At 60.2% G+C, this 13,063-nt stretch carries 10 protein-coding genes; 2 read left to right on the top strand and 8 right to left on the bottom strand.

Annotated elements, in window-relative coordinates; translation table 11 throughout:
* Positions 1 to 182 precede the first annotated feature (182 nt).
* The 5 genes from DNA98_RS07110 to DNA98_RS17645 all read right to left on the bottom strand — a co-directional run bounded on the left by DNA98_RS07110 (position 183) and on the right by DNA98_RS17645 (position 5,067).
* The gene (locus tag DNA98_RS07110) at positions 183 to 806 is read right to left on the bottom strand and encodes a ComF family protein (protein WP_110528232.1); all 624 of its coding nucleotides are present in this window, start codon (positions 804 to 806) and stop codon (positions 183 to 185) included.
* 1 nt (position 807) lies between these two features.
* The gene (gene mtnA, locus DNA98_RS07105; RefSeq protein ID WP_174720040.1) at positions 808 to 1,797 is read right to left on the bottom strand and encodes an S-methyl-5-thioribose-1-phosphate isomerase; all 990 of its coding nucleotides are present in this window, start codon (positions 1,795 to 1,797) and stop codon (positions 808 to 810) included.
* A 41-nt stretch (positions 1,798 to 1,838) separates the two neighbouring features.
* Complete coding sequence (locus DNA98_RS07100) at positions 1,839 to 2,579, bottom strand: M23 family metallopeptidase (RefSeq protein ID WP_199489363.1); 741 nt, start codon at positions 2,577 to 2,579, stop codon at positions 1,839 to 1,841.
* Between the two features lie 217 nt (positions 2,580 to 2,796).
* Positions 2,797 to 4,062: a DCC1-like thiol-disulfide oxidoreductase family protein gene (locus DNA98_RS07095; RefSeq protein ID WP_110528227.1), complete on the bottom strand. Its 1,266-nt coding sequence runs from the start codon at positions 4,060 to 4,062 to the stop codon at positions 2,797 to 2,799.
* A 705-nt stretch (positions 4,063 to 4,767) separates the two neighbouring features.
* Entirely contained in the window at positions 4,768 to 5,067 is a 300-nt protein-coding gene (locus DNA98_RS17645; protein WP_129865719.1) for a hypothetical protein, read from the bottom strand.
* 1,240 nt (positions 5,068 to 6,307) lie between these two features.
* On the opposite strand from DNA98_RS17645, the gene DNA98_RS07085 reads away from it, so the two are divergent.
* Positions 6,308 to 7,045 carry a YebC/PmpR family DNA-binding transcriptional regulator gene (locus DNA98_RS07085; protein ID WP_110528222.1) on the top strand — a complete coding sequence of 246 codons (738 nt, stop codon included), beginning with the start codon at positions 6,308 to 6,310 and terminating at the stop codon, positions 7,043 to 7,045.
* Between the two features lie 2 nt (positions 7,046 to 7,047).
* Here DNA98_RS07085 and DNA98_RS07080 read toward each other — a convergent pair whose 3' ends face one another.
* The 3 genes from DNA98_RS07080 to tsaD all read right to left on the bottom strand — a co-directional run bounded on the left by DNA98_RS07080 (position 7,048) and on the right by tsaD (position 12,055).
* Positions 7,048 to 7,803 (bottom strand): metallophosphoesterase, encoded by a 756-nt coding sequence (locus DNA98_RS07080; protein WP_110528219.1) that lies wholly within the window; start codon positions 7,801 to 7,803, stop codon positions 7,048 to 7,050.
* Between the two features lie 111 nt (positions 7,804 to 7,914).
* Positions 7,915 to 10,923: a preprotein translocase subunit SecA gene (gene secA / locus DNA98_RS07075; protein WP_110528216.1), complete on the bottom strand. Its 3,009-nt coding sequence runs from the start codon at positions 10,921 to 10,923 to the stop codon at positions 7,915 to 7,917.
* A gap of 148 nt (positions 10,924 to 11,071) precedes the next feature.
* Positions 11,072 to 12,055, bottom strand: coding sequence for a tRNA (adenosine(37)-N6)-threonylcarbamoyltransferase complex transferase subunit TsaD (gene tsaD / locus DNA98_RS07070; RefSeq protein WP_110528213.1), 984 nt, complete (start codon positions 12,053 to 12,055; stop codon positions 11,072 to 11,074).
* Positions 12,056 to 12,133: 78 nt separating this feature from the next.
* Between tsaD and DNA98_RS07065 the strand changes: the two genes are divergently transcribed.
* Entirely contained in the window at positions 12,134 to 13,045 is a 912-nt protein-coding gene (locus DNA98_RS07065; RefSeq protein WP_370444438.1) for an AAA family ATPase, read from the top strand.
* Positions 13,046 to 13,063: the final 18 nt, after the last annotated feature.

The raw sequence follows: 13,063 nt of genomic DNA, 5'->3' as shown, positions 1-13,063 counted from the left end.
ATCGGCCAAAGACTCAAGATCACCGGGGCCCACTGGAGCGAATCCGGAGCGAGCGCTAAGGCCCTGGTCCGCTCGCGGTTCTTCTCCCACAGCCCCGTCACACCTTTCCACGCCGTCCGACACGGCGCTTTCCCTACTGCAGCCTAGTTGCCTAAATCCAGGACACACCCATCGCCTATCTCCTAGCACCCCGGGGTCCATAGGCCTTGGAGAACCTTTGCGCTTTTCACCGCGATGCAGGCCCCATAGACCTGCCAAGCCCCCGCCTCGAGCAGGGAATTTCGCGCCAGACGAAAGGTGGAGCCGCTGGTGATCACATCGTCCACCAGCAGCCAAGCCCCCGACACGCTCTGCCTGGGGACAAAGGTATCGGCAGGAAGGGCAGCCCGCTCCGCGCCCACCCGCCGGGTCTGCGAAGGGGCGTAGCGGAGCCTCGAGAGCACGTTCCGATAGGGTAGCCCCGCCGCCTCCGCTAACGCTCGCCCCAGCAGCTCGGCCTGGTTGTAGCCGCGCTGGATCCGCCGGTGCAAAAGGGTGGGAACGGCGGTGATCCCCTCGAGCTTCCAACCCTGATAGGCGATGCCTTTGGCCCACTCCTGGGCGATCAGCTTCACCACGTCGCGCCTTCCGCCGTATTTGATCGAGCGGCTGAGCCTTCCCCAACGCCGATAGCTGCCCAAAAAGAGAACGCCATAAGCTTGCTGCCACTCCAGCTCCGACCGGCATCCTCGGCACAGCCCGCTCGCGTCCGGATCCCCCCCACACCCGGGGCAGCGCAGGCCGAGCAGGGCTTCCAGCCACGCCATGCTAGCCCGCAAGGGCAGCCCGCAGGGCCTCGCCAAAGGGTGGATACAACACCCCCTTCTCGGTCACGATCCCGGTGACCAAGGCGTGCGGGGTCACGTCGAAGGCGGGGTGGGCGGCAGGAAAACCCTCGGGGGCGATGGGAATGCCGCGGATGGTGGTGACCTCGAGGGCACCGCGCTCTTCGATGGGAATGTCCTTGCCGCTGCCGAGCTTGGGGTCTACCGAGGAGAGCGGTAGCGCGGGGTAGAAGGGGATGCCGTGGTAGTGGCAGAGCACAGCCAGGGCGTAAGTGCCGATCTTGTTGGCAAAGTCGCCGTTGGTGGCCATGCGGTCGGTACCCACCATCACCGCGTCGACCTGGCCCTTGCTCATGAGGTGGGCGGCCATGTTGTCGGTGATGAGGGTGGCGGGAACCCCGGCCTTGTGCAGCTCGTAGGCGGTGAGGCGGGCACCCTGAAGGTAGGGGCGGGTCTCGTCCACCCAGACGTGGGTCACCCGGCCTTGGCGCCAGGCCTCCACGATGGCCCCCAGCGCCGTGCCGTAGCCGCCGGTGGCGAGCGGGCCGGTGTTGCAGTGGGTGAGCACCTGACCCCGCAAAACCCTAGCCCCGTACTGGCTGATGGCCCGCTCGGTGTCCTCGACTTCCCGCCAGATGGCGCTAGCCTCCTCGAGCGAAGCCTGGCTATTGCCCCAGTAGGGCTTCATCCGGTCCAGGGCGTAGAAGAGGTTGACGGCGGTGGGGCGGCTGTGGCGCAGCACGCGGTCGGCCTCGGCGGGGTCTTCACCGGCAAAGTGAGCCAGCACCATCCCGTAAGCGGCGGTCACGCCAATGGCCGGGGCGCCCCGCACCACCATCTCGCGGATGCCCGCGGCGGCTTCTTTCGCGCTGCGGCAGGGCACCCACACCTCTTCGAAGGGCAGCTTGCGCTGGTCGAGGAGCCAGAGGGTCCGCTCACCTTGGTCGAAGCGAAAGGGCAATAAGCGTATCATGGGGTAAGCCTACCAAGCTCGAGGACTGCATGACTATCGAGTCATCGGGCGAAGTGCAGATGGTTAGGCGCGCTTTCGAAGTTTACCACGTGCTCCCCCCGGACGGGAAACCCTTCCTCCATCTGCTGGCAATACTCTCCCTTAACACGACACCATCGGTTGTAGCGTACCGGGAGAGAAGCAGCCAGGAAGAAGCTTAGATGGTCCTGAACCTGAAAGTGCAAATGGGGTTCGGTAGAGTGCCCGGAATTACCGCACTCTCCAAGCACCTGCCCACGCAGCACCCGATCTCCAGGGCGTACCCTCACGCTTCCCCGGCGCAGGTGAGCGAGGAGGCTGTACTCGCTATCCGCATGGCGAATCACCACGTAATTGCCAAGAATGCTCCAGGCTAAAGGGTCAATTATTCCTGGCCATGGGCAGTCGCGGTGACGGTCTTGGACTGCTACCACGATACCGTCTGCCGACGCCAACACCGGAGCCCCGAAGGCATAGTAATCCTCAACTCGCCGCCCGTCATGGCGATAGCTCTTCCCACCGTCATCAGTAATGACGAAATCGTAGGCGTAGCGCTGGCCTATGAGATCCCAGGAGTGCGAAGTAGATGCGTCTGGTCCGCCATTGGCGACCCACCACACCCCCTTGAAAGGAAGGGTGTAGCTAACCTGCTGCCTGTACACTTCTGCGGTGGGTGGGCGGAAGCGGTAGCGGGCTAAGGCCACGAATCCACCGATAAGCTGGAGGAAGCCCGTTGCAAGGATAGGTGGGGAGAGGAGGCTCAACGCTAAGCTTATAGCCGCCCTAGGATGCTTTCGCACTCGGCCTAGCCATTGTAGCAGCCATGTCAGGAGGTACAGCAACATGAATCCGGTTGCAAGGTATAGGCCGAGTTTTATTGCCCACACTTTTTGAAGTTCAGGGACAAGGAATTCAAGCAGCAAGGAGTACAGCAGCGCTAGATAGAAAACCTTTTCCAACCACGGTGACGATCGCATCATTCTACGATTGACTCCTAATAGGGCAGGATTCACCCTGACAGGTTCCTGCCGTGACTAATACCCGGTGGTCTGCTAGCCAGCGGTACAGTTTCGGCCCAAGTCCAGACACCTGGAGTAGAACGGCTATCGGCAGAACTGGCCAAAGCGGGGGAAGGTGTTTCGTCAGCGCAACAACTGCGTCAAATCCTCGAAAAATCCTATATTTATCCCCCAGTTGTCTTACTACGTGCATCTCTCGATCTACAGCTTCGAAATCCAGGTTATAGTGTCTGAAGCTCATGTCCGTCCGGTAGGAGGTCACCCGGCAGAGACCAAGCAGATCCATACGGTTGATCCAACGACCGGCTCGATTACAGTATGCGCAATTGCTATCCACAAACACGGTAAGTCTTGGAATCCAACGCTTTATAATCTGAGCGATCAGAGCCCACTCTTTGTCACGCAAGGTAAATAGAAGAAGAGAGATCATTACTGTGGAAAAGGTCACTAAACCCATCAGAATCGCAAAATTTAGGTGAAGCAAAATTCCGAATACTGTCCAGAAGATTTTCCATGTCGGAGGAGCCAATAGCATAGCTGGAAAGAACATCTGATAAATGATGGTGCTATAGGTGGCTAACGTCGCAATCCACGGATTTTTGAAGAGTTCACGAACCGGAGCCCATGGGGGGCCATAACTATCTAATTGAGTTACATAGTAGACAGCAGTGCCGCTAATCCACGCTTCCCCTTGCAATTTGGTAGTTGCAGAAACTAGGTATAGGATGATCAATTGAAGATAAACTGATACGACTCCGATGTTATGAAAGAAAACTGCGGCGCCCGGCCTTATCGCCGAAGGCTTCTCGAGGCGGGGATGGAAAAAGAGCATGTATAAAAGCAATAGACGCGAAATGTTGTCACCGCCATCACTAGTGTTATTCCTTAACTCAACCAACAAACTGCCCATCAGAGCAAGCAGCGTGCTAAGCCGGGGTCGGAAGCCCAGTATTAGGCCTAGTCCTCCCAATCCCCAAAGGGCAAGAATTAAATAAACACCCCAAGTACTATAAAAGACCGCGTCAACCCAAACGCCTGTGGGACCTAACAAGGCTATAGTTGACCCCATGGCCGCGCCGTTCGGACCATAGAGGTATTGCGCGAAGGGCAGCTCGGTAACTGTGCGGTACAATATCACCCCACCGACCCCGATTTGCAAGAGTCGTGCGCCAATTCGATTAAAAGGCTGCGATTCTAAAATATTAAAAAAACTCCACAAACTAACCATCTTCCCTCCATATCCCAAACGCCCGAGATTCTTCTAATTTGACTACCCCGAGGTCCAGCGCAGATTCTTTCCGGCCTTCCCTGTGACGTTTTGACCAACGTGGCACTTCTGACAATAAGATCCAAATATGAGCCTTTTTATATTTAATGGATTTGGCTTTAGAAATGTCAGCGCAAAATGCTGAAGCGACACGCTTCAAACCTTCCTCGGCAGCATTCTTGCGTTCCTCGTCTGTAAATCTGAATGCATTACAGTGAGGGTGGTCTGGGGTCTGGATGCACAATTTCGTGTAGGGCATCTGGCTCCGATAGAGGGTAATACGACTGTGCGCGTAATTGGCAGCAATCCGGTTCACTCGGTCATAACCGTTTGAGTAACGAAGTTTTGAAAAACCCTGGTTTATATCGAGAAGGGGTGTCGGGCCATAACCATCTGCTAAGCAGCTTATCAACACTCGTATATCCATGCTAATGGGGTTAGGTGCGAAGAGACCCCAATCTTGATAAAAGAAACGCCCAACGTACCGTTGTGGTAGGTTGGTGAGTGTCTTAACGGGGTTTGGCGGCGATACATAAATCAATGTCAGTACGAAATGTACGGCTAACACTCCCAGAGCTAGAGTGTAGATTGCATACCGAAGGTGCATATTTGCTACTCCGTGAGCCAGGTCGAGCTAAAGTCTTTAGCTCGACCTGGCAAAGTAATTCAGTCAAGTACCGCCTCGGGCAGCAAAGCTTCGCTCACGTGAGCAGGCCCTTGTCCGTTAAGAACAGCTTGAGCAGCTTTAACAGCAACGTAGGCTGCTACTGCCTTAACCGCCGCCTCGGCGGCCCAGGCAGCTGCCCGTGCCGCGACAGCGACCACTGCTGGCCAAGCCTCAGGCTCAATAGCCTGGGCCTGCTCTGTCGGTGTAGATGCATAGGCTATAGAAGGGGTTCCACCTACCCAGGCTAAACCACCGGCCAACAACACCCCAGAAAGAACCATCGCCTTCAACTTGCGCATGTATTAGCCTCCTTCTGACGCTAAATTGTAAATGCACCTAAATTATGCATTTACGTATAATCTAATAGCACAATCATCAATTTGATGTCAAGCTAAGTAGGCTCTAGAAAGGGGGTATAGAAAACTTTTTCCGGGACTCGAGCTGTGCCGCGAACCAGTAGACTGCCTAAACACCCCCACGTGCCCAGTAGATCTACATGAAATGCCCCATCCCTAAATGTCGTGGTGGAGAGGGCTTTTGTGGGAAACCTGTTGTGTGCTTAACTTAGCTTAAGGCGATAGCTATTATTACTAACAAAGGAACAATTCGATCCTTCGGAATAGCGTAACAATTGCGGCGCTCCTGGTGTGCCCAACCAGCGGCCTGAAGTTCGCGAAGATGGTGGTATAGCTGCCCACTGGTGCCCAAACCAGGAATCTCCAAGAGCTCCTGGATGGTCTGCGGGCCCATGAGCAGGGATTTCAGGATTGCTAGTCGTATAGGGTGTCCTAGTGCCCTGAGCACTGGGGCTTCCTGTGTCCAATCCGCTTTGAGCAACTCAGCAACCACAGCTTCTTTCTGCCAGGCTACCCGTCCAGCCTTCGGGGTCTCTAAAACACCGGCGTAAACAATCCTCCCCTCACCATCATCGCCCTGTGCGAGAGCATGTAGAGCCCAAAACTTGTCCGGCGGGAGGGACAGTGTGCCCTGGATTATCCTCTCGATCTTATGAACGCGATCAGCTAGTGATTGAACTTGTGACATTAAGTCTGCATAGTTGGGTGTATCCACGTGCCTACGTTACTACGTTTTCAACATGCTTTGAGGGATAGAGGAGAACTTCTATCGATAAAGAGGTCTCAGGTGACGAAAGAGGAACTGCGCGGATTGACCAAGGAAAGGATCAGCCGGCGTATCCGGGAGGGGAAGCACGGGTAGCTACTTTTGCTGAGCGAAGCAGCACCGAGCTCTCCAAGCGCTGCCAACGCATGACCGGCGAACTGCTTTGCGAAGCAAAGCCACTACAGAAGCGATCCTGAGATCTCGAGCCACCTGGACTTTCCCGATAACCATCAGAAGCAGATCAAGGACATGAATGTGCTGGAATAGCTTTTTCAGGACCAAGGCGGTGGGGGTGTTCCTCAGCAAAAAGAGCCTGGTCACGGTGATGATGCCCAGGGCAAGCGTGCAACCGCAAAGCGGTTCGTCTATCGCAAAAACCGAGCCTCTTGTCAGGGACTATAATGGTTTAGGTGAATTATGGCCGGTCATAGCAAATGGGCTCAGATCAAACGTAAGAAAGCCGCCAACGACCTCAAGCGCGGCAAGGTGATCAGCAAGTACCTGCGGGCCATCGCAGCGGCGGCCCGGGCCGGAGGCTCCGCCGACCCCGCTGCCAACGTTCAACTGCGCAACGTCATCGAAGCCGCCCGCAACGACGACGTACCGGGCGACAACATCGAGCGCCTTTTGAAGCGGCTTCAAGGGGGCGACGAAGAGGGATCCAACTACGAAGAGGTGATCTACGAAGGTTACGCCCCGGGTGGGGTAGCGGTGCTGGTTTACGCCCTCACCGACAACCGCAACCGCACCGCGAGCGAGGTGCGCCACGTCTTCTCCAAGCACGGAGGCTCGCTGGGTGCGGTAGGGGCGGTGGCCTGGCAGTTCGAGCGGCGGGGGTACATCTGGCTCGAGACCAACACCCCCGAGGCCCAGGATGCCGCCATCGAAGCAGGGGCCCTGGATTTGCAGGAAAGCGAGGGCGGTCTGGAGATCTATACCGATCCCCACGAGGTGTATGCGGTGGCCAACGCGCTCAAGGCCAAGGGGTTCCATCCGCAGGACACCGAAATCACCATGATCCCGCAAAACACCGTCCTCCTGCCGGAAGAGGAGGCCCAAAAGGTATTGCGGATGGTGGAGGCCCTGGAGGACCTCGACGACACCCAAAACGTGTACACGAACCTGAACCTCGAGAACGTCGCTGTCGGGGCGTAGCCTTACGAGGGGAGAAGGTCCATGATAACCACCTCCGCGCGAAAGCGGTAGCGCAGGGGAACCGTTGAAACCCCCAACCCCCTCGAGACGAAGGCTGGCACCGGGTCCTCAATCCAGCCCTGGGCGAAGCGCTTGCCGTACTTGGAGGAGGTAAACACCGCCCCCAGGAAGGGCACCCAGATCTGGCCGCCGTGGGTGTGGCCGCACAAGGTTAGGCCCACGGCCGCCGGTACCTCAAAGAGGTAATCGGGGTTGTGGCATAAAAGCAGGCTGGCTGCGCCGTCGGGTAGCCCCTCGAGCGCCCGCGCGACGTCGGGCCGACCGTGCCAAAGGTCGTCCACACCCGCCAGGTAGAGGTCTTCGCGCAGGCGAACCCCGGCGTTGTTCAACACCCGCACGCCGGAGGCCTCGAGCCAGGTCTCGAGGTCGCTCAAGTCCCCGGACCGATAAGCCCGCAAGCGGTAATCGTGGTTTCCCCACACCGCCCAGACCCCCAGCGGAGCCCGCAGCCTCCCCATCTCGGCCACGGCGGGACGGATCAGCGCAGAGTTCTCGCTGTCGGTGAGGTCGCCGGTGATGACGATCAGGTCGGGCTGGTGCGCTACGGTGGTCTCGACCCAGCGCCTGACGATCCTCGAGTCGATGTAGTGGCCGATGTGCAGGTCAGAGAGGTGAGCCACCCGCACCGGGCGCTCGAGGCCCGGAAGGGGCCGGGCATAGCGGTTGACCTCGTGGGCGGCAAGCCAGGGAAAGCGCATGGGAATCATGTTACTTAGGCCACATGTGCCACGCCTTGAAGGGTGGGGCGAGAAGACTTGCGCACGCTTTCCTGGCAGACGGCGTTTTGCACGCGCCGTAAGACGTAGGACTTACTTCTTGTGCTTTTTCCTCTCCTCCCGCTCGAGCCGCCGACGCTCGGCCCGGCTCATCCCCGGAGAGGCGGTCTTGGGCTTGGGTTCACGGCGCACGGTAAAGGGATCGAAGGGCTCGGCGTTGGCCTGAGGCCCACTCTCCTGCACCGGTGCGGCGGGGACCGCAGCCGCCACGGGAGCCGGTTCCACCTCGACCTTGAGGCGGAAAAGGAACTTGGTGGCCTCGGCCTTGATGCTCGCTACCATATCGTCGAAGAGCCGGGTGGCCTCGATCTTGTATTCCTGGAAGGGGTCGCGCTGGCCATAACCGCGCAGCCCAATACCCTGGCGCAGCACATCGAGGTTGTGCAGGTGCTCCTTCCAGGCGTTATCTACCACCTGCAAAATCACGAAGCGCTCCACCGCCCGCATGAGCGGCGGCGAGAGTTCGGCCTCGCGCTGGTCGTAGCCCTCGAGCGCCGCTGCGATGAGGGCCTCTACGGCTTCAGCAGCCTGCATCTTACGCAGGGACTCGTAGTCGAAACCCTCGAGGGAGGGAACATAGTCCACCAAAGCGCTCTTGAGGGCGTCTAGATCCCAGTCTTCGGGGTGGACTTGGGGGTTGAGGCTAAGCTCGGCCACGCTGCCCACGGTGTCTTCGACCATGTTGCGGGCCCCCTCGCGCACCGACTCGTCGCTCCCCAACAGCACGTTGCGGCGCTGGGCATAGACCACCTCGCGCTGCCGGGCCATGACGTCATCGAACTGAAGGAGCTGTTTGCGGATGCCAAAGTTACGGTCCTCGACGCGCTTTTGCGCCCGTTCGATGGAGTTGGTGACCATCTGGTTGACGATGGGCTCCGAATCGTCAAAGCCCATCCGGTCCAGCATGGCGATGACCCGTTCGCTGGCGAACAGGCGCATCAGGTCATCATCGAAGGACACATAGAAGCGGCTCCCGCCGGGGTCACCCTGGCGACCGGAGCGCCCGCGCAACTGGTTGTCGATCCGGCGCGACTCGTGCCGCTCGGTACCGATGATGAAGAGCCCTCCCAGCTCTTTGACCCGCGCCTCGTCGGCGTTGCAGGTGTCGCGCAAACGCCGGATTTCTTCCATGATCTCGGGACGTACTCCAAGTTCGGCCCCCAGCCGCTGGGCTTCCTCCTCGGCTCCCTGCACCAGCTTCTTGATGAACAGCTCCACCTTCCATTCGGTGCGGTCGAAACCCTCTTTTTGCAGCAGGGCCGCGGCCATGAACTCGGCGTTACCCCCCAACTTGATGTCGGTGCCCCGCCCGGCCATGTTGGTGGAGATGGTCACGGTTTTGCTGCGCCCGGCTTGGGCGATGATGTCGGCTTCTTTTTCGTGATGTTTGGCGTTCAAAACCTGGTGGGGGATGCCCTTGCGAATCATCTCCAGGGTGTGCACGCTGCGCTTGAACATCTCCCAAGCGGTGCGCAGGTTACCCTTGGCGGGAATTATCCCCTCGAAGGCCTCGAGCTCGCCCTCCTTGATCTGGGAGGGGCGCTCGAGGAGCTTCTTGAGCTGATCCCACTCCGAACCCTGCTGGCGCTGGGCCGCCTTGAGCAACAGACCCGCCCGCATCTCCAGAGCCGGGAGGTACTGCCGGGGCTCTTTGAGCATGGCCGAAAGGCGCTCGCTTTTCTCGATGCTGATGGTGCCCACCAGCACCGGCTGGCCCTTTTCGTACTTCTCGGCGATCTCCTCCACCACGGCAAAGAACTTGCCCCGTTCGGTGCGGTAGACTACATCGGGATAGTCCTCGCGGATCACGGGCTTGTTGGTGGGCACCTGCACCACGTCCATCCCGTAGATCTCCTGGAACTCCTTCTCCTCGGTTTTGGCGGTACCGGTCATGCCGGAGCGTTTTTCGAAGAGGCGGAAGAAGTTCTGGTAGGTCACGGTAGCCAGGGTCTGGTTTTCCCGCTCGATCTTGACCCCTTCCTTGGCCTCGATGGCCTGGTGCAGCCCCTCCCCGTAACGGCGGCCCGGCATCAGGCGACCGGTGAACTCGTCCACGATGATGACCTCGCCATCTTGGACGATATAGTCCCTATCCCTGAAGTACAGCTCCTTGGCGCGGATGGCCTGGGTGAGCATGTGGGCGAGTTCCATGTGCTCGGTGTTGAAGAGGCCTTCAATCCCTAAAAGCTTTTCCGCCTTGGCGATACCCTCGAGGTTGAGGTGCACCGCCTTCTGCTTCTCGTCAATGCTGTAGTCACCGGTGGCGGGGATGCCCTTGGCGACCTCGGCACGGGTGCCCTTCTCGAGCCGCTTGGCGATCTCGGCCATCTTGTAGTACATGTCGGTGGCCCGCTCGGCAGGACCCGAGATGATGAGCGGGGTGCGGGCCTCGTCGATGAGGATGGAGTCCACCTCGTCGATGATGGCGTAGTGCAGCGGGGTGTCGTGGCGCAGCACCAACTGATCGGGCATCACCGCCATGTTGTCGCGCAGGTAGTCGAAGCCCAGCTCGGAGTTTGTCACGTAGGTCACGTCGCAGCGGTAGGCGGCGCGGCGCGCCTCGGGGGTGGAAGAGTTCTGGATCACCCCTACAGTCAGCCCCAGCCCCCGGTATACCGGGCCCATCCACTCCGCGTCGCGGCGGGCCAGGTAGTCGTTGACCGTGACCAGGTGCACCCCCTTACCGGCAAGGGCGTTGAGGGCTACCGCCAGCGTAGCCACTAAGGTCTTTCCCTCGCCGGTGCGCATCTCGGCGATCTTGCCCTCGTGCAGCACCGCCCCGCCGATGAGCTGCACATCGTAGTGGCGCATGCCCAAGTAGCGCCGGGCCGATTCGCGGGTGAGGGCAAAGGCCATCGGCAACAGCTCATCCAGGCTCTTCCCGGCTTGATGCTTCTCGCGCAGCTTGGCGTAGGCAGCGGCCAAATCCTCGAGCTTTTCCACCTCGGGCTCGAGGGCATTGGTCGGGGCGACCACGGTTTTCCAGTACCGGGCCACCTTTTTTTCATTGTTATCTAAGAGCTTCTTGACAAACTCCAACATAATCCAAGCGCTAGTCTACCCCCCCAAGATGAGGAAAGGGTAGCCAAAAAGCCCAAACGTCAACCGCCGAATGCCCTAAGCCGAATCGCCGATGGTCTGGAAACACGATTGGCCCGAGCGACGGGAGGGCCGCACAATGCCCCGAAGATCAGGTTGCCCGTGCGCTGGCCAGCGGGAGATAAGCCGCTGCCGGGATGGTCAGGCTGTCGCCTTCTCCCTTCCAGCGACGCCAGGCGGCCAAGGCGATCATGGCCCCGTTGTCGGTGGAAAGGCCGCGCGGAGGGAACAAAACCCGTAAGCCCGCCTCGGCAAAGCGCTCCTGCAACGCCCGGTTGGCCGCCACCCCGCCAGAGATCAAGAGGATGGACAGGCCAGTATCGCTAGCGGCGCGCATCACCACGCTGGCCAGGTGTTCGACCACCACCCGCTGGAATCCGGCGGCGATATCGGCCTTGGCGTAACCTTTCTCCACGAAGCGCTGGGCGGCGGTCTTGAGCCCGGAGAAGCTGAACTCGTAGCCGATCTGGTCTTGCAGGGGTACCGAGAACGGCACCGCTCTGGGGTCGCCTTCTCGGGCCAACCTCTCGATCTCTGGCCCGCCGGGATAGCCCAACCCCAGCATCCTAGCCACCTTGTCAAAGGCCTCCCCTGCCGCGTCGTCGCGGGTCGCCCCCAACAGCGCGTACTCGCCCCAGGCCGTGACCTGGAACAAATGGGTATGCCCGCCCGAAGCCAATAGGGCCAGGAAGGGGGGTTCCACCTCGGGATGATCGGCTAAAGCTGCATAGAGGTGGCCCTCGAGGTGGTGTATCCCCACAAAAGGTCTCCCCAAGGCCAGCGCTAGCCCCTTAGCGTAAGAAAGTCCTACCAGCAAGGCTCCGATGAGGCCCGGACCACGGGTGGCGGCGATCAGATTCAAGTCCGACACGCCGATCCCGGCGTCCGACAGGGCCAACTCGACCAGCCCGTCGATCACCTGGGTGTGCTCGCGCGAGGCCAGCTCGGGCACCACCCCGCCGAACTTCTGGTGGAGCAGGGTCTGCGAGGCGACCCGGTTGGCCACCACCTTGCCGTCTCGGACGAGGCCAACCCCGGTGTCGTCGCAGGAGGTATCGATGCCTAGCACCCACACACCCCGATTGTGGAGTGGGGGAAGCCGGGGGTCAAGCGGTGCTTGGCGACGCGGCTGTGCCCAGCCCGGTATAGTCAGATCGTGGCAGAAGTGCGAAGCGGATTGGTCAAGCTCGAGGCCGAACTCTCCTCGGTGCTCTTCGGACAGGAGCGGGTAATAAGGGAACTTTTAGCCACCGCGATAGCCGGGGGCCACGCCCTGCTGGAGGGGCTGCCGGGCCTGGGCAAAACTATGTTGGCGCGGGCCTTCTCCGAAGCTTCCGGCCTCTCCTACCGGCGCATCCAGTTCACCCCTGACCTCCTCCCAGCCGACGTGACCGGAACGGAGATTTTGGAAGACGGGGCCTTTGTCTTTCGGCCCGGCCCCATCTTTGCTCAGGTGGTGCTGGCCGACGAGATCAACCGGGCCACCCCCAAAACCCAGTCGGCCCTGCTCGAGGCCATGCAGGAAGCCGCCGTGACCGTGGCCGGCGAACGCTACCCGCTACCGCAGCCTTTCTTGGTGCTGGCGACGCAAAACCCCCTTGAGCTCGAGGGCACCTACCCCCTTCCCGAAGCCCAGCTCGACCGCTTCATGAGCAAGATCACCGTAACACCCCCTCCTCGCGCGACTTGGCTGCGCATCCTGCGCGAAGAACCGGCCCCGCCCAAAAGGGTGGAGGGGCTCGACCTGCTGGCAGCCCGAGAGGAATCCCGGCAGGTGGTGGTGAGCAGCGCGGCCATCGAGGCCATCGCCAACACCGCCCAGCTCGCCCAGGAAGACAAGCGCCTGCGCATGGCCCTCTCCCCGCGCGGGGCCAAGGCTTGGCTGGCGTTGGCCAAGAGCCTGGCCTACCTGGCTGGCCGCGCCCATCTAGACTGGGAAGACTTGCGCGCCGCGGCCCAGCCTGCCCTCTCCCACCGCCTCCTGCTCAGCGAGGAAGCCCAGTTTGAAGGGATCACCGTCGAGGCGGTGTTGCAAGATTTGCTGCGCAGAACGGTGGCGAAGTGAAGGGCACACCGCCAAAGC

Source organism: Meiothermus sp. Pnk-1 (assembly GCF_003226535.1).
In the GTDB taxonomy this organism is placed as follows: Bacteria; Deinococcota; Deinococci; order Deinococcales; family Thermaceae; genus Allomeiothermus.
This window is presented reverse-complemented; position numbering and strand designations above follow the sequence as displayed.